Source organism: Rhodococcus coprophilus NBRC 100603 (genome assembly GCF_001895045.1).
In the GTDB taxonomy this organism is placed as follows: Bacteria; Actinomycetota; Actinomycetes; order Mycobacteriales; family Mycobacteriaceae; genus Rhodococcus; species Rhodococcus coprophilus.
In genome coordinates, this window is sequence record NZ_BDAM01000010.1 from 254,973 (window position 1) to 275,204 (window position 20,232).

The window sequence follows — 20,232 nt, forward strand, 5'->3', positions numbered from 1 at the left end:
CGACCGTCATGGAGTTCAGTCGCCGAAGCGTGCGACCAGGCGGCCGGCAACCTCGTTACGACGCAGCCGTTCCAGGCCCGCCCCGATCTCCTCGAACGCGATGTCCGTGTAGGCCGGTTCGATTTCACGATCGAGCAGCAGCCCGAACACCTCTTCGATGTCCTGAACCGTGCCTCCCAGCGAACCGACGATGGTCTTGCCGAGAATCGACGAGGACTGGATGGTGAAGGTCGGGAGTCCCAGACCGACCTGGACGACCGTTCCGGTCCCTCGTTTCACGGCGTCGACAGCCTTCTGCGTTGTGTCGAAGCCCGCGTAGTCGACTACGAGATCGAAACCCTGGCCGGCCCATTCGGATGCGTCGCGCACGACATCGGCGACGCCTGCCTCCCGGGCGAGATCCCACACGGATTCCTTCGTTTCGGCGACATGCACCTCGGCGCCCGCGAGTACCGCAGCGCGAGTACCGATCTGGCCCAATCCCCCGTACCCGATGACACCGACTTTCATCCCGGTGGTCGCGTGGCCGACCTTGATCATCGCGTGATAGGAAGTCATCCCTGCATCGGTCGCAAGGGCCGCCAGCGACAGGTCGAGCCCCTCCGGCACACGAGCAAGATCACGAGCGTCGGCGACGAGCTTGTCGGCGAAACCCCCCGGCGTGAACATTCCGAGCGGCGGGCGCACTCCGGACGAACAGACGCCCACGACGTCGCCGACCTTCCACCCCTCGACGCCTTCACCGATGGCGCTGATGACACCGGCATTCTCGTGCCCCTGGGTCATCGGCAGGAACGGCATGGTCCCTTCCCCGATCTCCATGTACATGAGGTCGCTGTGACACAAGCCCGAAGCCTTGACGTCGATGACGACCTCTCCGGGACCCGGCGTCGGTTCCGGCACCTCGTTCAACGCGATCGGTTTACCGGATCCTTCGAACTGCCATGCCCTCATTGCTACACCTCTCCGTTGGATTGAGCCGGGGCTGTACGCCCGGTTCCTTTCCACCGTAGACATCCGCTCGCTGGAGCAGGGACCTTCGCAGTGATGGCAGAGTGGACTTCGACGGTTTCATCTATGAAAGGCAACAATGGCGTTCTGGGATCAGCTCAAAGCCAAGACCACCGAAATGAGCTCTCAGCTCAAGACCAAGACCGATCAGTTCCGCAACAAGGAGTTCGCGAACGCGAGCATGGCCATGTGCGCGCTGATCGCGGCTGCAGACGGCAGCATCGACCCGAGCGAGCGGCAGAAGACTGCCGCGCTCATCATGAGCAACGACGTGCTGTCGGTGTTCCCGCCGGAGGAACTTCGGGAAAAGTTCGACTGGTACTGCAGCAAGCTCGAGTCCGACTTCGACTTCGGGAAGGTGGAGGCCACGGCCACTATCGCGAAGCTCAAGGCGAAGCAGGATCAAGCGCGTGCCGTGATTCAGATCGGAATCATCATCGGCGGTGCCGACGGGTTCTTCGACGATCACGAGAAGGCAGCAGTGCGGGGTGCCGCTCATGCCGTCGGCATCAACCCGGCAGAATTCGACCTCTGACCGCGGTACACCCGCGGATACGCCGCCGCGAGCCCGCGCGCACACAAGAAGAACGCTCGACCGGGTCCGATCCGGTCGAGCGTTCTTGTTCGTGGCGGCGTCGGTCGCGGCAGGCGTCACATCTTGGCGTCGCGTGCCCGAACGAAGCTGTAGAGCCCGTACATGATCAGCCCCAGGCCCACCGCGATGAGCAGGAACACGCCGAACGGCTGTGCGCCGAGGGTCTTCAGTGCGGCGTCGAGACCGGAAGCCTTCTCCGGATCGGCCTGGAACACGGCGGCGATCACGAGGCCACCGATCACGGTGACAGCGACGCCCTTGGCGATGTAGCCGGCCATCCCGAGTCCGCGGACGAGCGAACTCGTGTTGCCCTTGAGGTCTTCGACGAACTTCTTCTTTGCACCCTTGTGGATGTGGTAGATGCCGACACCGATGATCACGAGAGCCGCAACGACCAGCAGGACCTTTCCGCCGCCGGATTCGAGAAGACGTGCGGTGATCCCGGTGCTCTTGTCACCGCTCGAATTGCCGCTACCCCGCGCGAAACCGAAAGCCGTGAAGGCCAGGCTGAAGTACACGAAAGAGGTGCCGATGGCCTTGACCCGGTCGAATGTCTCGTCCTTCTTGTCGGCGCTCTCCGTCGACGAGTGTGCCGCCCTGCCGAGCACACCTTCGGCGAGACGCCACAAGGCCAGCACGAAGAGCACGAAGCACAGGACCGACAGCAGGAACTTGCCTCCGGGCTTGGCCGCGATTTCGGCCAGAGCGCCCGATTGGGATGCTTCCTCGTTGCTTCCCAGGGCGACGCGGATCGCGAGGTAGCCCACCAGCAGGTGGACCAGCCCACTAGCGACGTAACCCGCACGGGCGAGCCGCTCGAACCACTGACTCCGGGAGAGTCGCCCCGTTACCGAAGATCCACTCGATGTCGAGATATGCCCCGTCACTTGTCCACCCATCATCCAGGCATCGCGCGGCCGGCTCAGCTCGCCCACCCGATGCTCATCAACCTGCGCTCGTTGTCCTGTCCGGTATGCCCGAAGGTCCCGGAGATCAAACGCATTCCGCGCGCGGTCGGTAGATTGGCCAGAAGCATCGAAACCGACCCCGGAGGTTCGTCGTGCGCATCGCTCATATCCCGCTCCGAGTTGCCACGGGCGCGTTCATCCTCAATTCGGGTCTGGGTAAACGGAATCTTCCCGCGGAGAATGCGGAAGCACTGCAGGGTATGGCCGCGCAGGCGTTCCCCTTCGTGAAGCAGTGGCGCCCGGCAACCTTCGGTACAGCGTTGTCGACCGCCGAAATCGGGATCGGTGCAGCGCTACTGACCCCCATCGTTCCGTCCTTCCTGGCGGGCGCGGCGTTGGCGGCCTTCGGGGGCGGCATGGTCACGATGTACTGGAAAATCCCTGGCATGCACGAGGAAGGGGACCCGCGCCCCACTCAGGACGGCCTGGCGCTCGCCAAGGACGTCTGGATGCTGGGCGGCGGATTGACCCTGATGCTCGACGGACTCCGCAAGCGCTAGTCGCCCGGAGCCGGACCGTCCCGTGTCATCGGTGGGACGGTTGATGATCGGAGTGCAGCGATGACGGAGAGCGCGCACGCACCGTATCCACCTCGGGAGATCGCGGATGATGCGGTCGTCCTCGCCCGCCGTTGGCTCGAGGAGTCCGCCGCGTCGTCCCCCGACCGCGCGGGACGCCAACTCGCCGGAGTGTTGAGGGATCCGCACGGACTCGACTTCACCGTGCGCTTCGTCGACGGGGTGATCCGGCCGGAGGATCCGCTGGTCGCGGCGCGGAATCTGGCCGAACTGTCCCGGAATGTCCCGTCCTTCCTCCCCCGGCCGCTCCGGCTCGCGCTGCGGGCCGGAGGCGCACTCGGTCCCGAGTTTCCGAATCTGGTCGTCCCCGTTGCGCGTCGCGCACTCCGGGCGATGGTGGGGCACCTTCTCGTCGATGCGAGCGACGAACGTCTCGGGCGTGCGCTCGCCGCGATCCGGCGTCGTCACGTGAGGCTGAACCTCAACCTGCTGGGAGAGGCGGTGCTCGGCGAGGAGGAAGCCGCGCGGCGCTTCGAGGGCACGCGAACGCTGCTTGCGCGCGACGACGTGGACTACGTGTCGATCAAGGTCTCCGCCGCCAGCGCCCCGCACGCCGCGTGGGCCTTCGACGAGGCCGTCGCCGACATCGCGGAGAGACTCACGCCGCTGTATCGGCTGGCCGCGCAGTCGGCCACACCGAAGTTCATCAATCTGGACATGGAGGAATACCGCGACCTCGAACCGACCATCGCGGTGTTCACGAGACTGCTGGATCTGCCCGAGTTCCTGCACCTCGAGGCCGGAATCGTGATCCAGGCCTATCTTCCCGACGCGCTCGGCGCGTTGATCCGGCTCGAGGACTGGGCAGCGGCGCGACGGGCTCGTGGCGGCGCTCCCGTCAAGGTTCGCGTGGTCAAGGGCGCGAATCTGCCGATGGAGCGCGTGGAGGCGTCGCTGCGTGGTTGGCCGCTCGCCACCTGGAACACGAAGCTGGACACCGATACGAACTACAAACGGTTGCTCCATTACGCGCTCACCCCCGAACGGATCGAAAACGTCCGGATCGGGGTAGCCGGGCACAATCTCTTCGACATCGCCTACGCCTGGTTGCTGGCGGGCCGGCGCGGCGTACGCCACGGTGTCGACTTCGAGATGCTGCTGGGCATGGCCCAGAACCAGGCAGAGGTGGTGCGCCGTCACGTCGGCAACCTGCTGCTCTACACACCGGTGGTCCACCCGGAAGAGTTCGACGTCGCGCTGGCGTATCTGGTGCGCAGACTCGAAGAAGGCGCGGGCCGGGACAACTACATGTCGGCGCTGTTCGACCTGCGCGACGATCCGTCACTGTTCGAGCGCGAAGCCCAGCGGTTCAGGGACTCCGTCGCCGGGCTCGACGACGAGATTCCCCCGCCGAACCGGCGGCAGAATCGCAACGAGACTCCGGAGCCGGAGGCCAGGCAGGATTTCGCCAACGCAGCGGATACCGATCCGTCGCTGCCACAGAATCTGGCCTGGGGCCGCGCGATCCTCGCCCGGGTTCCCGCCTCCTGTCTGGGTTCGGACCTCGTCCGGGCACACACGGTGCGATCGACGGACCAGCTCGACGACATCGTGGGCACCGCGGTGCAGGCCGGACGCCGTTGGGGCGCACGCAGTGCCGCGGACAGAGCAGAAGTGCTCGAACGCGTGGCCTGGAACCTCGAGGTCCGCCGCGCCGACCTCCTGGAGATCATGGCCGCCGAGGGCGGCAAGACTCTCGACGAAGCCGATCCCGAAGTCTCCGAAGCCGTCGACTTCGCGCGGTACTACGCCGGCCGGGCGCGCGATCTCGCGACGGTGGACGGAGCGCGCTTCCTGCCGTCCGCGCTGACCGTGGTCACGCCGCCCTGGAACTTTCCGGTGGCGATTCCGGCGGGGTCGACGCTGGCGGCGCTGGCGGCGGGGTCGGCAGTCGTGCTCAAACCCGCGGCGCTCACCGCGCGATGCGGCTCGGTCCTCGCGGAGACACTGTGGGAGGCCGGGGTGCCGCGCGACGTGCTGCGTCTCGTCCATCTCGAGGAACGGTCCCTCGGCAAGCAGTTGATCGCCGATCCCCGGGTCGATCGGGTGGTGCTCACCGGCTCGTACGAAACGGCCGAGAAGTTCCGGTCGTTCCGTCCGGGACTTCCGTTGATGGCGGAGACGAGCGGGAAGAACGCGATCGTAGTGATGCCGAGCGCCGATCCCGATGCGGCGGTGCGCGACATCGTGCAGTCCGCGTTCGGTCACGCCGGACAGAAGTGCTCGGCGGCGTCGCTGGTCGTGCTCGTCGGGTCGATGGCGTCGTCGCGGCGCTTCCGGAACCAGCTGGTGGACGCCGTCACGTCGCTGACCGTCGGACCGGCGCACGACCCGCGCACCCGGATGGGGCCGTTGATCGAACCCGCACGGGAGAAGCTGCTCGACGCACTCACCACCCTCGAGCCGGGCGAGTCCTGGTTGACGGAACCGCGACGGCTCGACGACGAGGGCACGCTGTGGACTCCGGGGGTGCGTGTCGGGGTGCAGCGCCGGTCCCGCACCCACCTCGTCGAATTCTTCGGACCCGTTCTGGGGATCATGACCGCGGCCGATCTGGACGAGGCCGTCGACATCCAGAACGAGGTCGAATACGGGCTGACGGCAGGGCTGCACTCCCTCGACACCCCCGAGATCGCCCACTGGCTGGAGCGCGTCGAAGCCGGGAACGTGTACGTCGATCGCGGGATCACCGGTGCTGTCGTGCGCCGGCAGCCGTTTGGCGGATGGAAGAAGTCGTCGGTCGGCTCGGGATTCAAGGCCGGCGGCCCCAATTATCTGTTCGGCTTCGGAACATGGGAGTCGCAGCGTCACACGGATATCCGGGATACAGACGACGGCGATACAGACGTCGGCACGCTCACGCGCGGGATCCTCGCCGCCGCGCGGGAATGGATCGGACCCGAGTCGGAAATGCTGCACAGGTGCTTCGCCGACGACGCGCACGCCTGGGGAACGGAGTTCGGTGTCGCGAGAGATGTCAGCGACCTCGTCGTGGAACGGAACCTGTTCCGTTATCTTCCGGCACGGGTCTGCATCCGCCTCGGAGAAGACGGCCGTCCCGTGGATCTCGTCAGGGTGCTCGGCGCTGCGGCACGCGCCGGTGCACGCGTGGAAGTGTCCTCGGCTCTTGCGATTCCGCGCGCCGTCCTGTCCGCGACGGAAGGCATGGTGGACAAATGCGTCATCGAAAGCGACGGGGAGTGGACGGACCGGATCTCGTCGGCCGGTCCGATGCGCGTCCGGATGATCGGCGGCGACCCGCACGCCGTTGCCGAACGTCTCGGAAGTCGCTGCGACCTGGCCCTATGGGACCATCCCGTCACCGAGTCGGGGCGCGTGGAAATGCTCCCCTTCCTGCGCGAACAGTCGGTCTCGATCACCGCCCACAGATTCGGGACCCTCCACCACCTCACCGACGAGATCATCTGAGATCAGCCCTCCCCGTTTACCCCGAAGCCGTGTGGAACGACTCGAACTGAGGTGCAATAGGAACATGGACATCGCCACGACATCCCCGACCGAACGCCGGAAACTGGCGTTGGCCGCTGTGAAGGAACTCGGTCCAAATCGGACGGAAAAGGCAGCTCTGAAGGTCCGGTGTCCCGCCGGACACACCATCGCGGCTGTATACCCGACTTCCGAGGGGCCGGTGGTCGTGTCCAAGAGCGGCCCGGGCGGACGTGGCAATCGCGACCGTGAATCGACCGGCCACCACGGCGACAAGCTCAACTCCGAGTTCGTCGACACCCTCGAGGCGACGCAATTCGAAGACGACGACATTCCGTCCGGATGCGCTTGTGGCCCGAAAGGTTTGTCGCGCACCAAGTTACAGGCTGCTTTCGCGGCCCAGGAACACGTTGTGAACCTGACCTGACGATCAGAGCCGCAGAGTCCACCCGATCCGGAACAGATCGAGAACCTGGTCCGCCCAGCCGAGAACGGAAAGCGACGAGTCGAGGTTCTGCGGAGGCACCTGCACCAAGGTGTCGTTCCGGAGCAATCGGTCGAAGTCCACCTCGACGCGGCCCTCACGCACCGCACCACTCGGGTGCCGGAACTCCACGCCGGCACGCACCATGATGTCGGCGATCTCCTGCGCGAGGATGCCGTAGGCCACGGTCGTCGGGTGCACGCCGTCCAGTGAGAACAGACCACCGGCGGCGCGCCCACCCTTTCCGTCTGCGGCGAGGAAGCGTGTGTCCGGAACGGGACGGAGTTCGGCCAGCACAGGGGGCAACGGGTAGGGGGTCCACCATTCCGGACGCGCCGCGACATCATCGACGTAGCGGCGGGCGGCCAGCCGGTCGAGGATCCCCGCCGCATCGAGCAGATACCAGTCGAGTCCGTCCCGTCGCCCGTCGGCGACCGCGCGCGTGATGGTGATGTTGTAGAGGTCGATCGCGGTGTCGACAGCCTGCGCCTGGGCACCGGTCAGGTGCTCGTCGCGGGCGGGGTCGAAGCGGCGTTCGTCGATCCAGGGCCGGGTGTAGTACGAAAAGTACGGGGACCCCGATTTCGTGCCGATCCCCCGGGCTATCGGAGCGATGGTGACGTGTGGGACGGTACACAGAATGACGTGCCGCGCCTCGATAGTGCGCAGCCGCGCAACGACTTCGGCGAACTCCGCGTCGAAGTGCTCGGGTGTCCAGACGGTGTAGGCGCGCGCACGCCCGGGCCCACGGAAGTCGTCACCGCTCCACGCGACCCGCAGTTCGGTCGCGGCACGCAACGCATTGTTGGCGCCGAGGAACACCACCAGTGTCTCGATCCCGGAATCGGTACCGGCGTCGTGCTCGGCGCCGAGAGCACGCGCAGCTTCGAACAAGGTCTCGTGCCGACGCTGCTCGTCCCAGTGCGGATACACACGAAGGGCCGCGCGCTCGCCGTTGTTCTCGACGATCTGGTCGACGAGGTTGTCGCGCGGGGCCCTGAGCGCGGTTTCGCACTGCGCCGCGGTCTTCTCGAGCGCGTCCCGCAGGTCCCAGCCGTAACACGAGAGGTTGTGGTTGTAGCCCGCGACCATCGGTGTCTGGGAGCCCGGCCCGCGCTCCCAGTAGTCCTCCACCTCGTCCATGAACTCGCGCACGGTGAACAGCGCGGTCGGGAGTTCCCACACGTCGAGACGCCGCCCGTATCGGTCTTCGAGCCGGCGCAACAACAGTTCGATGTTGAGGGGAAGCCCGCCCGGCCCGCCGAAACGTGGATACCGGAAGGTCGGCAGGATCCCGAGTTCGTACGCGAGCACGGCAGGAACGGACACCTCCGTCCGGTAGACCGCACCGCTCTGGAAACCCTGGAGCAGAGAGTCGCCGATGGCGACGAGGCGGTGTGCGGGAACTCCGTGGAACCCGGATCGGTCGACGCCGATTCCGACCGTCGGATCGAAGACCGGTGCGCGTGGCGCTGCTCCGGCCTGTTCCACAACAGCTTTCGGCGTCCCTTCCGGAAGCGCACTCGGCGTGGACACAGGCCACCCCCTCGGTGTGTCGTCCCATCGAGCGTGGGCCTCGCAGGTGACGCCTGTCAAGGACGCGTGGAGTGTCGGCGGTGCGCGAGAATACGAGAATATGCAGACCGGGACGGAAACATCGCGGCCTTCGGGCCACCGACACAGGAAGCAGGAGGGGCGGATGACCAGCGCCGACTTCGCCCACACCGATCGCGCGGAGAAGAATCGCCGGGAGAAGGCGCTTGCGCTCGCGCGGTACACCTGGAACCGCGGCGTCACCGGAGCAGAGGTGCTTGCGATGTCGGACGACACCCGCAGGCGGCTGGCGCGGGCCGCCGACAGCCATCCGCCGCGCACGATGGAGACGTGGGCCGTCGTGGCGCAGTTGCTGGACGAGAAGACCGCGTGGGCGCAACAGCACCCCGACCATCCGGCGGCGACCCGCACGCATCCCGACGAGAAGATCATGTGGGTCAAACCGCCGGTTCGTTCCTGGCTCGAATAACGCCCGAGTGCGTCCACCGGCAGCAGGTGGTAGAACTGCACTCCGTGGCTGAGAGTGCAATTTCTTCGGGGGGCAGTGCCCGGACCCGCCGTATGCAGCGCACACGCGCGGCGCTCGTCGAACACGCACGCACCCTGACTGCCCGGCGCGGACTTGCCGGGTTCACCGTCGAGGAACTCTGCGAACACGTCGGAGTGTCACGGCGGACCTTCTTCAACTATTTCGCCTCGAAAGAAGACGCGGTGCTCGGCAACCCGCCGGCCGCTCTCACCCCGGCAGACCGCGCCGCGTTCGTCGCGGGAGGCGACGAAGCCGGACCCGGCCCCTCGTCCACTCTCCTGCGCGATCTCGCACGACTCGCCGTGACCGTGTTCGAACGCAACGATTTCACGCAGGAGGAGCACCGGCTCCGCTGCGCCATCGTGCGCAGCGAACCCCAGTTGCTCGCACGATTGGTATCGCTCGGCGCGTCCCACCAGCAGGATTTCGCCGAACTGATCGCTCGGCGCGAGGGGATGTCACCCGACGATGCTTTCGTCCGGGTCACCGTGCGGTTGGTCCTCGGTCTCGTCCACGACGCCGTCGACGAGTACTTCCGCACGGCCGACAGCCCGCCCCTCGGCGACCTGCTCGAGCGCGACATCGGGTGCGCCCGGCGGTTGCTCGAACGTCGTCTCGACCTCCAGTTCCATCACCAGGAATACGACCCGACAGGAACACGGTGACCACTACCGCAGAACCCTTGGTTCTCTCCCAGCGCCGAATCTGGATCATCTTCTCGGCCCTGATCGCCGGCATGTTGCTGGCGAGCCTCGACCAGACGATCGTCTCCACCGCGATGCCCACCATCGTGGGCCAGCTCGGCGGCGTCGAGCACCAGGCGTGGATCACCACCGCATATCTGCTCGCCACCACCATCGTGATGCCGATCTACGGCAAGTTCGGCGACGTCTTCGGCCGGCGGTACCTGTTCATGATCGCTATCGCGATCTTCACGCTCGCGTCGGCGGGATGCGCCTTCACCGACGACTTCTGGACGTTCGTGGTCTTTCGCGCACTCCAGGGAGCCGGTGGCGGCGGGCTGATGATCCTGTCTCAGGCCATCATCGCGGACATCGTTCCGGCCAGCGAACGCGGCAAGTACATGGGTCCGCTCGGCGCGATCTTCGGCCTCTCTGCCGTGGGTGGCCCGCTGCTCGGCGGATTCTTCGTCGACCACCTGACGTGGGAGTGGTGCTTCTACATCAACATTCCCGTCGGCATCATCGCGCTCCTGATCTCGTGGTTCATGCTGACGCTGCCGACGAAGAAGCCGACCAAGCGCATCGATGTGGCCGGCGTGGTCACTCTGTCGATCGCGACGACCTGCCTGATCTTCTTCACCGATTTCGGCGGCGACGCGGATCGTGGCTGGAGCGACCCTCTCACCTGGGCGTTCGGTATCGGCCTGCTCGTCGCGGCATGCCTGTTCGTACTCGTCGAATCGCGTGCGCAGGACCCGATCATCCCGCTGTCGCTGTTCCGCAATTCGATCTTCGTCAACGCCACGGCCATCGGTTTCGTGCTCGGCCTCGGTATGTTCGCGGCTCTCGCGTTCATGCCCACGTTCCTGCAGATGTCGTCCGGCACCTCAGCGGCAGTATCGGGTCTGCTGCTGCTACCCATGATGGTCGGCCTCCTGATCACCTCGATCGGCTCGGGCCTCGCGATCACCAAGACGCAGCGCTACAAGATGTATCCGATCGCCGGTGCCACGATCACCGCGCTCGCGATGCTGTGGCTGACCACGTTGCAGGGCAGCACACCGCTGTGGGTGATCTGCTCGATGCTGTTCGTCTTCGGTCTCGGTCTCGGCCTGATCATGCAGGTCGTCATCCTCGTCGTGCAGAATGCCGTCCCCGTCGACGAGATCGGTACCGCCACGAGCTCGAACAACTATTTCCGTGAGGTCGGCGCCGCGCTGGGTGTCGCAATTTTCGGCACGATCTTCACCAACCAGCTCTCGGTGAAGCTCACCGAGGTGTTCACCGCCGCGGGCGCCGACTCCGAGCAGGCCGGTCAGGCCACCGCGACCCTCGATCCCGCGATCATGAAGGCGCTGCCCGAGGAGGTCCGGCAGGGCGTCGTCGACGCGTACGCAGACTCCCTCGCACCCGTGTTCTGGTACCTCATTCCGTTCCTCGCCATCGCCATCGTCCTGGCCTGCTTCCTGAAGGAGATCCCGCTTTCCGACGAGGCAGGCATGGTCGCGCGCGGTGAGGCGATCAGCGCGAAGGATGCGGCTGCGCGCGTCGCACCACTGGAGCGCTCCACCGAAGACGATGCCGGGCACGACACCGTCGTGGTGACCGGTGATCGGACGGAACCGCCGGGGTCCGACAACGCGTAGCGGCCGGTTCCACGCGCCGAGGGGATCGAGGTCTCCGGAGCGCGGTGAACCGCGCGTGATCGAATGAACGCAACAGGCACGTCGAGGGGACGGCCGGGCAACGGGAGGCGGCACGCTCATGGGTCGGATCATCACGCCGGTCCGCGTCAAGGACGTCACGATCGGCGAGGGCGCACCCAAGATCATCGTGTCCGTCACGGGCCGCACCCCCGACGAACTGCGCACTCAGGTCGACGCGTTGTCGGGTCGCCCGGTGGACATCGTGGAATGGCGAGTGGACTTCCTGGCTGCGCTCGACGACACGCCCGCGGTGACAGATCAGGCCCGCACCCTCGCCGCCCGCCTCGGCGGCAGGCCGTTGCTCGCGACATGCCGCACGTCCCACGAGGGCGGCGAGGCCACGATCGAGGATGACGCCTACGCCGACCTCGTCGTCGCCCTCGCAGAGAGCGGCGTCGTGGATCTGGTCGACGTCGAGTACCGCAGGGACGAACGCGCGGTCGAGCGGATCGTTGCGGCGGCCCACGCCCGGAACGTCGCGGTGGTGGCGTCCAACCACGATTTCGACGGCACCCCCGCGAAGGAAGAGATCGTTTCGCGGTTGCGCGCGATGCAGGCACTCGGAGCGGACATCTGCAAGATCGCGGTGATGCCGCGAACCCCCGCTGACGTGCTCACCCTGCTCGACGCGACGCGCATCATGCACGAGAGCCACGCGGACCGTCCGCTGATCACGATGTCGATGGGCGGGCTCGGCGTGATCTCACGGATCGCCGGCCAGGTCTTCGGTTCCGCCGCGACCTTCGGCATGGTGGGAGCGGCGTCCGCGCCCGGGCAGGTCGACGCCTCGGAACTGCGCGCGGTGCTCGACGTCCTCGAGCGGTCGCGGTAGGCGCCGTCCGGCACCTCTACCGGCCGGCCTCCGCGTCGTCCCACAGTTTCAGCACCGTCGTCAGAATCTCCTGGGCGGCGCCGAGACCGGCGAGATGACTCTCGCCCGGCAGATGATGGAACTCCGCGTCGGGCAGCAGATCCACCATGTGCAGGCCGTGTTCGAACGGAATGATGTGGTCGCTGTCGCCGTGCCACCATCGCACCGGCACCTTCACGTCCGACACGCGAAAACCCCAGTCGCGGGTGAAGACCACGATGTCCGCGAACGGCGCGGCAATTCGGCGGCGGCTGCCGTTGAGCAGGTCGTCGAGGAACATCGCTTTGAACTCCGGCCTCGCGAGCAGACGGCGGTCGGCCTCCGGCGACAGACGCCCGTAGAGGTCGATGATCGGCGACCCCAGTGGCCGAACCAGCCGGATACCGGCGCTCAGTGCGGTACCGATCGGGGCGCCCGCCACCTGAAGGACCGGCGCGACGAACGTTCCCAGTCGCATCAGCGGACTGCTGATCGCCTCCGGACCGACCACCGGGGCAACGCCGCCGAGCACCGCGGCCGCGACCACCCGATCCTGGAGCGCGTACGCGGAGGCGAGTGTGAAGGGACCACCGCCGGACAAGCCGACGACCGCCATCCGATCGACGCCCAGGGTGTCGGCGATGATCTCCAGGTCGTCGGTGAACGCGAGGACGTTCTCGTACAGGTGCGGGGTCGACGACCCGATTCCCGGCCGGTCGATCCCGATCAGCCGGATGTCTTCGCGCTCGGCGAAGGCGCGGGCCTCGACAGGGATCTGGCGGCGCGCTCCCGGTGTGCCGTGCAGCCAGAACACCGCGCGTCCCTGTGCCGAGCCGAATTCGGCGAAACCGAGGCGGCGGCCGTTTCCGACCGCGACCGTACCTTCGAGCTTCGGTCTTTCGACGTCCATGCGCGTCAGCATGGCATGTGTCGCCGGTCGCGTATATCCCCGACGCGGTAAGCGGTGGACCACGCGATTTCGCAGACCCCGGCGCTCGGACGGTGGTCTGATGGAAGCATCACCCACGAAGGGACCGATTCATGACCGAATCCTCGAACTCGGGCAGGGTGGCGGTGGTGACCGGCGCGTCGTCCGGCATCGGTGCGGCGACCGCACGTGGCCTCGCCGGCGCGGGCTTCCGCGTCGCGCTGCTGGCTCGCCGCCTCGACCGGATCGAAGCCCTCGCGGCCGACCTGGGCAGCGGTGCGCTCGCGATCCGGGCCGACGTGACCGATCGCGATTCCCTCGTCGCCGCTGCTCAGCGGGTGCAGGAAGAATTCGGCGGCGCCGACGTCCTGATCAACAACGCGGGCGTCATGCTGCTGGGACCGTTCTCGCCGAAGTTTCACGACGACTACCGCCGGATGATCGAGGTCAACCTGCTCGGGGCCATCACGACCACCGAGGTCTTCCTCGATCAGCTTCGCGACGGTGGCGGGGACCTCGTCAACATCTCCTCGGTTGCCGGACGTACCGCCCGCCCCACCAACGGCGTCTACGCCGCCACGAAGTGGGGACTCAACGGCTGGTCCGAATCACTCCGCCAGGAACTGCACCCCGATGTACGCGTGACGCTGATCGAGCCCGGAATCGTCGACACCGAGTTGCCGACCCACATCACCCACCACGCGACCCGGCAGGTCGTGCAGGAGGGTTACGACGCCGCCACGGTCGAGCCACCCGACATCGCGGAGGTGATCGTCTTCGCGCTCACCCGCCCCCGTCATCTGACCATCAACGAAATCCTTCTCCGCCCCTCCGACCAGGCCGGTTGAGCGCCCGCGGCCGCGTCGGTCGTGCAACTCCGCTCGAACCTTTCGTCGTCCTTGTGACGTGGATTACAGTAATCTGACTACATACAGAGTCAGATGCGACCGACGGAGATGTGTCCCGTGACGAAGATGCTCGCTCCCCCGCCACCCGGCCTGGAACCCGTCCCCGGCGACAGCGGCCTCCCGTACATCGGATACGCACTGGACTACATGCGGGATCCGATCAAGGCCTACGACAAGCGCTTCCAGCAACACGGCCCGGTGTCGTGGTTCCGGTTCGCCGGCCGGCCCTGGGTGGTGCTCATCGGACCGGACGCCGTCGGTGCCGCACTCCAGAACCGCGATCGCGCCCTGCAGAGCGGCCCCGGATGGCGCGCGCTGATCGGTCCGTTCTTCGATCGCGGCCTGATGCTGATGGACGGTGACGAGCACACCGCGCACCGCCGGATCATGGCGAAGGCATTCACTCGCGACCGTCTCGCGCTCTACACCGACGCGATGCACCCGTCGATCGAGCGGACCCTCGACACGTGGGTGCCGGGGGACGGCTTCCGCGCCTACCCCGCGATCAAGGAACTCACCCTGAGCCTCGCCACCGAAATCTTCATGGGCGGCGCCGAGGGGTCGTCGGCTCGGGAGATGCACGAGGTCAACCGCGCTTTCATCGGGTGCGTGCAGGCGGCGACGGCGATCGTCCGTTACCCGCTGCCGGGCACAAGGTGGCGCAGGGGAATCCAGGGGCGCAAGCGGCTCGAGGCGTTCTTCCGCCGGTACCTACCCGCACGACGGGCGACGGAGGGCAACGACATCTTCTCCGTCTTCTGCCACGTGGAATCCGAAGACGGAGAACGGTTCTCGGACGACGATGTCGTCAACCACATGATCTTCCTGATGATGGCGGCGCACGACACCTCGACGATCACGTTGTCGACGGCGATGCAGTACCTCGGGCAGTTCCCCGAGTGGCAGCAGCGGTGTCGCGCAGAATCCGAAGCGCTCGGGACTCCGACCCCCGGCTTCGCGCAGCTCGACGAACTGACGTCACTGGACCTGGTCATCAAGGAATGCCAGCGTCTGGTCACGCCCGTCCCAGGCGTGGTGCGCCGGGCAGGAACCGACACGGAGATCCTCGGGCACTTCATCCCCAAGGGCACGCTCGTGAACGTCGGTGTGCACTACAGCCACCACATGGCCGAGTTGTGGCCCGATCCCGAACGTTTCGATCCTGAGCGCTTCTCCCCCGAACGCCGGGAGGACCGCGTGCATCCACACGCATGGACACCCTTCGGCGGAGGGGTGCACCGCTGCCTCGGGCAGCATTTCTCGGGCGCGGAGATCAAGACGGTGCTCCACCACCTGCTGCTGCGGTACGAGTGGGACGTACCGGCCGACTACGTGGCGCCGATGAACTTCACGTCACTGCCGTACCCGGACGACGGCGGACCGATCGACCTCCGAGCCCGCTAGCCGCCCGGCGACCCACTCCGGCTTCCGCGGCGTCGCGGCGAGGTTTCAGCACGAGGCCAGAACGCGAGACATCGCCGCGTGTTCTGCCGGAGTGACCCACAGGCGGTACTCGACCTTCACCTCGACCTGCCGCGCCACGTAGTCGCAGTGATAGCCGGGGTTCGGCGGCAACCAGGAGGAGGCGTCGGAGTCGCCCTTGGCCTGGTTGGTGCGCCCGTCGACCGCCTGCAGGTTGCGCGGATCGTTGGCCAGGTTGCGTCGCTCCTGGTCGTCCAGGTAGCGGGCGCCCTTCTTCCACGCATCGGACAACGCCACGATGTGGTCGATCTGGACCGCGGTGGACGTATCGCTGCCGCGCCGGAAGAAGATTTCCAGGTTGGTGTACGCGTCGCGCAGGGTGCCCGTCCGGACGGTGCATTCCTTCGTCGCCGGTTCGAGCGAGATGTCGACGAGGTCGCGCTTGAGGATGTCGTTGCGGGTGTCGCAACCGTTGCGGCCGAACCCGACCGAGACGTTGTCGGTCCAGGCCGGCCCGAAGAGGTCACGACTGTAACCGTCCTGCGGATCGGCGGCACGCACCGGCAGCGCTGCGAGCGAAGCGAGAGCGGCCGTAGGGTTGCCTCCCGTGGCAACCCCCGGCTGCTCCGCTGCCCCGGACTCGTCGGTGACGACGGGTTCGAGGACGACGACCGCGATCGAGACCGCGATGAAGCACAGAATCCACAGCCATCGAGGGATCGACGGCTTTGCTGCACCGGCCATGAACTACTGCGCCAGCGGAGGCATCTTCACAATCTGGCCGGCATAGGACAGACCGGCACCGAACGCGAGGAGAAGAGCGGTGTCGCCCGGCTGAACCTGGCCGGTGCGCAGCATCTTCTCCATGGCCAGCGGGATGGACGCGGCCGAGGTGTTACCGGTCTCGATGATGTCGTCGGCGACCTGCACGGACTCGGGAAGCTCGAGCTGCTTGACGATGACGTCGTTGATGCGCAGGTTCGCCTGGTGCGGCACGAAGGCGTCGAGATCGGCGAGAGCGACACCCGACTTCTCGGCGATCTGGCGGGCGTACTTGCTCATCTCGAAGGCTGCCCAGCGGAAGACCGCCGTGCCCTCCATGATGATCCACGGACGCTTCTGCTGCGGGTTCTGGGCGAAGTCCACCCAGTCCGGCTCCTGGCGGATCGCGTTGCCCTGCGAGCCGTCGGATCCCCACACCGTGGAGCCCACGCCGACCTCGTCGGACGCACCGACGACCACTGCACCGGCGCCGTCACCGAAGATGAATCGCACGGAGCGGTCGGTGGGCTCGGTGGCATCGCTCATGCGCTCGACGCCCACGACGAGCACCTTCTCCGCCGTACCGGCGCGCACCAGATCGGATGCGACGCCCAGCGCGTAGCAGAAGCCTGCGCAGCCGGCCTGGAGGTCGAGGGCCGAGGCACCGCCGGTGCCGAGGCGGTCGGCGACGAGCGCGGCTGCCTGCGGCGTCTGGAAGCCGTAGGTGGACGTCGCGATGATCACGGTGTCGATCTGCGCGCCGGTCAATCCGGCGGCGTCGAGCGCCTTCTCGGAAGCGCTGACGGACATGTCGACGATCGTCTCTTCGGGGTGCGGCTTGGCGAAGCGGCGCTCCTTGATACCGGAGCGCGACTGGATCCACTCGTCGCTCGAATCGATCTGCTCACAGATCTCCGCATTGGTGACGACCCGCTCGGGCCTGTGCACACCCAACCCGAGAAGTGCGCTGTTCCTCAGCGTTGCGGGGACGGCGATCTGTGCACCCATCAGGCGAATTCCTCCTCCTCGGGCACTGCTCATCAGTGCGCCGCATCGAGACACGTTAGCGCGGGTTACGGAAATGTCACAGCAGGGGGTCCATGCAGGCCACACCACGTGCTGCCACCCGGTCGTCGGGGCCGGTGGAGGCGGTGAGCGCTACCGTGCCCGGTATGGACGCACAGGACTGGGACGAGCGATACGCGGCGTCGGAAATGGTGTGGGGCGCTCCGCCCAACCCGGTGGTGGTGGAGTTCGCGGCGTCGCTGCCGCACGGTCGCGCCCTCGACCTCGGCTGCGGGGAGGGCCGCCACTCGTTGTGGCTCGCGACGCGCGGCTGGGAGGTGGTGGGCACCGATTTCTCGGAGGTCGCCCTGGACAAGGCCCGCCGGATCGCGGCGCAGGCACCGAAGAGATCCCGTGACCGGCTTCGATACCTGCAATCAAATGTGATCTCGGACACGTTCGACGGGGATTATGACCTGATTCTCTCCATATTCCTGCACTTCCCTCCGGCGCAACGCAGAGCCCTCGTCGACAAAGCGATCAATTCACTGAAACCTGATGGAATCCTCATATTTCTCGGGCACGACCGGACAAATCTCCAGCACGGAACGGGCGGACCCAAGGATCCCGAAATCCTTTACACCCCAACAGATATCGTGTCCGATATCGACGGTCGCCTCGATATCGAGATCGCGGAACGCAGGCACCGCAAAACAGAGTCGGGAACCGCTGTCGACGCGTTGGTTGTAGCGCGAAAAGTCAGTCTTGGAAGTTAGTTGCCCGACGAGTAACATGGAGATGTTACCGACGAGTAATAACTTGGGCGGTACTTGATCCAACTGGACCGCACCACACCCCGGGAGACAGAAGACATGGGCCATTACAAGAGCAACCTCCGCGACCTCGAGTTCAACCTCTTCGAGTTCCTGCAGATTCAAAAGGTCCTCGAATCCGGCGCGTTCGGCGACCTCGACGAGGAGACCTCGCGCGGCATCCTTTCCGAGGTCAAGGCGCTTGCCGAGGGCCCCGCTGCCGAGGCCTTCGCAGAAACCGACCGCACTCCCCCGGTGTTCGACCCGGAGACCCACTCGGTGTCCATCCCCGAGGGCTTCAAGAAGGCGTTCCGGGCGTGGTGGGATGCCGGCTACTGGTCCATGGGCATCCCCGAGGAACTCGGCGGCACCGAATCGCCGCGCGCGCTCCTGTGGGCGGTCAACGAGATGATGCTCGGCGCACAGCCCGCCGCATTCATGTACGCAGCCGGCCCCGCCTTCGCCGGGGTGCTGTTCGAGAACGGCACCGACGAGCAGAAGCAGTGGGCGGCCACCTGCGTCGAGCGCGGCTGGGGTGCCACCATGGTGCTCACCGAGCCCGACGCCGGATCCGACGTCGGCGCGGGACGCACCAAGGCGATCAAGCAGGACGACGGCTCGTGGCACATCGAGGGCGTCAAGCGCTTCATCACGTCCGCCGACTCCGACGACCTCTTCGAGAACATCTTCCACCTCGTTCTCGCCCGTCCCGAGGGTGCCGGGCCCGGCACCAAGGGTCTGTCGCTGTTCTTCGTCCCGAAGTTCCACTTCGACTTCGAGAAGGGCGAGATGGGCGACCGCAACGGCGTGTTCGTCACCAACGTCGAGCACAAGATGGGCCTCAAGGCCTCCGCGACCTGCGAGCTCACCTTCGGTGGCCACGGCGTCCCGGCCAAGGGCTGGCTCGTCGGTGAGGTCCACAACGGCATCGCGCAGATGTTCGACGTCATCGAGCACGCTCGCATGATGGTCGGCACCAAGGCCATCGCCACGCTCTCGACCGGCTACCAGAACGCGCTGGCCTACGCCAAGGACCGCATCCAGGGCGCAGACCTGACCCAGATGTCCGACAAGACCGCTCCGCGCGTGTCGATCCTGCACCACCCGGACGTGCGTCGTTCGCTCGGGATGCAGAAGGCCTACTCGGAGGGTCTGCGCGCCGTGTACCTCTACACGGCCGCACACCAGGACGACGCCGTCGCCGAGCAGGTTTCCGGCGCCGACGCCGGCCTCGCACACCGCATCAACGATCTGCTCCTGCCGGTCGTCAAGGGCTGTGGCTCCGAGCGGGCCTACCAGTACCTGACCGACTCGCTGCAGACCTTCGGTGGCTCGGGCTTCCTCCAGGACTACCCGATCGAGCAGTACATCCGCGACGCCAAGATCGACTCGCTGTACGAGGGCACCACCGCCATCCAGGCGCAGGACTTCTTCTTCCGCAAGATCGCCCGCGATCGCGGTGTCGCCCTCGCCCACGTCGCCGGCCAGGTCAAGAAGTTCCTCGAGCGCGAGAACGGCGACAACCGTCTGAAGGCGGAGCGCGCACTGCTCGCCACCGCCCTCGACGACACGCAGGCCATGGTCGCGTCGCTCACCCAGTTCCTCATGGGTGCGCAGGAGCAGCCCACCGAGCTGTACAAGGTCGGCCTCGGTTCGGTCCGCTTCCTCGAGTCGTTCGGCGACCTGATGATCGGCTGGCTGCTGCTCGAGCACGCCGAGATCGCGCTCACCGCACTCGACGCCGGACCGGACGCCAAGGACAAGGCCTTCTACGAAGGCAAGGTCGCCGCAGCGTCGTTCTTCGCCAAGAACGTTCTGCCGCAGCTGACCACGTCGCGCAACATCGTCACCAATGTCGATCTCGACATCATGGAGCTCGACGAAGCCGCATTCTGATCCTCGCGTAACACCCGGGGACACAACATGACACGACAGTGGCTCCCGCCGATACCGGCGGGAGCCACTGTCGTTCTCGGCAATGTCGTTCTCA

19 protein-coding genes are annotated in these 20,232 nt (G+C 66.4%); 12 read left to right on the top strand and 7 right to left on the bottom strand.

The window, feature by feature from the left end:
- Positions 1–15 precede the first annotated feature (15 nt).
- Complete coding sequence (locus RDCOP1_RS17710) at positions 16–954, bottom strand: zinc-binding dehydrogenase (protein ID WP_072703313.1); 939 nt, start codon at positions 952–954, stop codon at positions 16–18.
- Positions 955–1,090: 136 nt separating this feature from the next.
- On the opposite strand from RDCOP1_RS17710, the gene RDCOP1_RS17715 reads away from it, so the two are divergent.
- Positions 1,091–1,546: a tellurite resistance TerB family protein gene (locus RDCOP1_RS17715; protein ID WP_072703317.1), complete on the top strand. Its 456-nt coding sequence runs from the start codon at positions 1,091–1,093 to the stop codon at positions 1,544–1,546.
- Positions 1,547–1,662: 116 nt separating this feature from the next.
- On the opposite strand, the gene RDCOP1_RS17720 is transcribed toward RDCOP1_RS17715, so the two are convergent.
- The gene (locus RDCOP1_RS17720; protein ID WP_072703838.1) at positions 1,663–2,508 is read right to left on the bottom strand and encodes a DUF1206 domain-containing protein; all 846 of its coding nucleotides are present in this window, start codon (positions 2,506–2,508) and stop codon (positions 1,663–1,665) included.
- 20 nt (positions 2,509–2,528) lie between these two features.
- On the bottom strand, positions 2,529–2,681 hold the full coding sequence (locus RDCOP1_RS21560; RefSeq protein ID WP_169848925.1) for a hypothetical protein: 153 nt from the start codon (positions 2,679–2,681) through the stop codon (positions 2,529–2,531).
- Here RDCOP1_RS21560 and RDCOP1_RS17725 point away from each other — a divergent pair.
- The 3 genes from RDCOP1_RS17725 to RDCOP1_RS17735 all read left to right on the top strand — a co-directional run bounded on the left by RDCOP1_RS17725 (position 2,667) and on the right by RDCOP1_RS17735 (position 7,026).
- Entirely contained in the window at positions 2,667–3,074 is a 408-nt protein-coding gene (locus RDCOP1_RS17725) for a hypothetical protein (RefSeq protein WP_072703320.1), read from the top strand. The genes RDCOP1_RS21560 and RDCOP1_RS17725 overlap by 15 nt on opposite strands.
- A 60-nt stretch (positions 3,075–3,134) precedes the next feature.
- Positions 3,135–6,581: a bifunctional proline dehydrogenase/L-glutamate gamma-semialdehyde dehydrogenase gene (locus tag RDCOP1_RS17730; RefSeq protein ID WP_072703322.1), complete on the top strand. Its 3,447-nt coding sequence runs from the start codon at positions 3,135–3,137 to the stop codon at positions 6,579–6,581.
- Positions 6,582–6,645: 64 nt separating this feature from the next.
- Positions 6,646–7,026, top strand: coding sequence for a hypothetical protein (locus RDCOP1_RS17735; RefSeq protein WP_072703325.1), 381 nt, complete (start codon positions 6,646–6,648; stop codon positions 7,024–7,026).
- Positions 7,027–7,029: 3 nt separating this feature from the next.
- Here the strand turns inward: RDCOP1_RS17735 and RDCOP1_RS17740 are convergent, their stop codons facing one another.
- Positions 7,030–8,619, bottom strand: coding sequence for a hypothetical protein (locus RDCOP1_RS17740; RefSeq protein ID WP_072703328.1), 1,590 nt, complete (start codon positions 8,617–8,619; stop codon positions 7,030–7,032).
- Between the two features lie 163 nt (positions 8,620–8,782).
- Between RDCOP1_RS17740 and RDCOP1_RS17745 the strand changes: the two genes are divergently transcribed.
- The 4 genes from RDCOP1_RS17745 (at position 8,783) to aroD (ending at position 12,387) form a co-directional block, all read left to right on the top strand.
- Positions 8,783–9,106: a hypothetical protein gene (locus RDCOP1_RS17745; protein WP_072703332.1), complete on the top strand. Its 324-nt coding sequence runs from the start codon at positions 8,783–8,785 to the stop codon at positions 9,104–9,106.
- A 92-nt stretch (positions 9,107–9,198) separates the two neighbouring features.
- Positions 9,199–9,831, top strand: coding sequence for a TetR/AcrR family transcriptional regulator (locus RDCOP1_RS17750; RefSeq protein ID WP_084722686.1), 633 nt, complete (start codon positions 9,199–9,201; stop codon positions 9,829–9,831).
- A complete protein-coding gene (locus RDCOP1_RS17755) occupies positions 9,828–11,495 on the top strand; it encodes an MDR family MFS transporter (protein ID WP_072703334.1) in 1,668 nt (555 codons plus the stop codon). Before RDCOP1_RS17750 ends, RDCOP1_RS17755 begins: the two co-directional genes overlap by 4 nt.
- A gap of 118 nt (positions 11,496–11,613) precedes the next feature.
- On the top strand, positions 11,614–12,387 hold the full coding sequence (gene aroD, locus RDCOP1_RS17760; protein ID WP_072703337.1) for a type I 3-dehydroquinate dehydratase: 774 nt from the start codon (positions 11,614–11,616) through the stop codon (positions 12,385–12,387).
- Between the two features lie 16 nt (positions 12,388–12,403).
- Here the strand turns inward: aroD and RDCOP1_RS17765 are convergent, their stop codons facing one another.
- Positions 12,404–13,315: an alpha/beta fold hydrolase gene (locus RDCOP1_RS17765; protein WP_084722701.1), complete on the bottom strand. Its 912-nt coding sequence runs from the start codon at positions 13,313–13,315 to the stop codon at positions 12,404–12,406.
- Between the two features lie 131 nt (positions 13,316–13,446).
- Here RDCOP1_RS17765 and RDCOP1_RS17770 point away from each other — a divergent pair, with 131 nt between their 5' ends.
- Positions 13,447–14,181 (top strand): SDR family oxidoreductase, encoded by a 735-nt coding sequence (locus RDCOP1_RS17770; protein ID WP_072703343.1) that lies wholly within the window; start codon positions 13,447–13,449, stop codon positions 14,179–14,181.
- Between the two features lie 117 nt (positions 14,182–14,298).
- The gene (locus RDCOP1_RS17775; protein WP_072703346.1) at positions 14,299–15,645 is read left to right on the top strand and encodes a cytochrome P450; all 1,347 of its coding nucleotides are present in this window, start codon (positions 14,299–14,301) and stop codon (positions 15,643–15,645) included.
- Positions 15,646–15,690: 45 nt separating this feature from the next.
- On the opposite strand, the gene RDCOP1_RS17780 is transcribed toward RDCOP1_RS17775, so the two are convergent.
- A complete protein-coding gene (locus RDCOP1_RS17780) occupies positions 15,691–16,407 on the bottom strand; it encodes an HNH endonuclease family protein (protein ID WP_072703349.1) in 717 nt (238 codons plus the stop codon).
- 3 nt (positions 16,408–16,410) lie between these two features.
- Positions 16,411–17,433 carry a beta-ketoacyl-ACP synthase III gene (locus tag RDCOP1_RS17785; protein WP_072703352.1) on the bottom strand — a complete coding sequence of 341 codons (1,023 nt, stop codon included), beginning with the start codon at positions 17,431–17,433 and terminating at the stop codon, positions 16,411–16,413.
- A gap of 164 nt (positions 17,434–17,597) precedes the next feature.
- Between RDCOP1_RS17785 and RDCOP1_RS17790 the strand changes: the two genes are divergently transcribed.
- Complete coding sequence (locus RDCOP1_RS17790) at positions 17,598–18,206, top strand: SAM-dependent methyltransferase (RefSeq protein WP_072703355.1); 609 nt, start codon at positions 17,598–17,600, stop codon at positions 18,204–18,206.
- A gap of 96 nt (positions 18,207–18,302) precedes the next feature.
- Positions 18,303–20,138: an acyl-CoA dehydrogenase gene (locus RDCOP1_RS17795; protein ID WP_072703358.1), complete on the top strand. Its 1,836-nt coding sequence runs from the start codon at positions 18,303–18,305 to the stop codon at positions 20,136–20,138.
- The last annotated feature ends 94 nt before the right edge of the window (positions 20,139–20,232 follow it).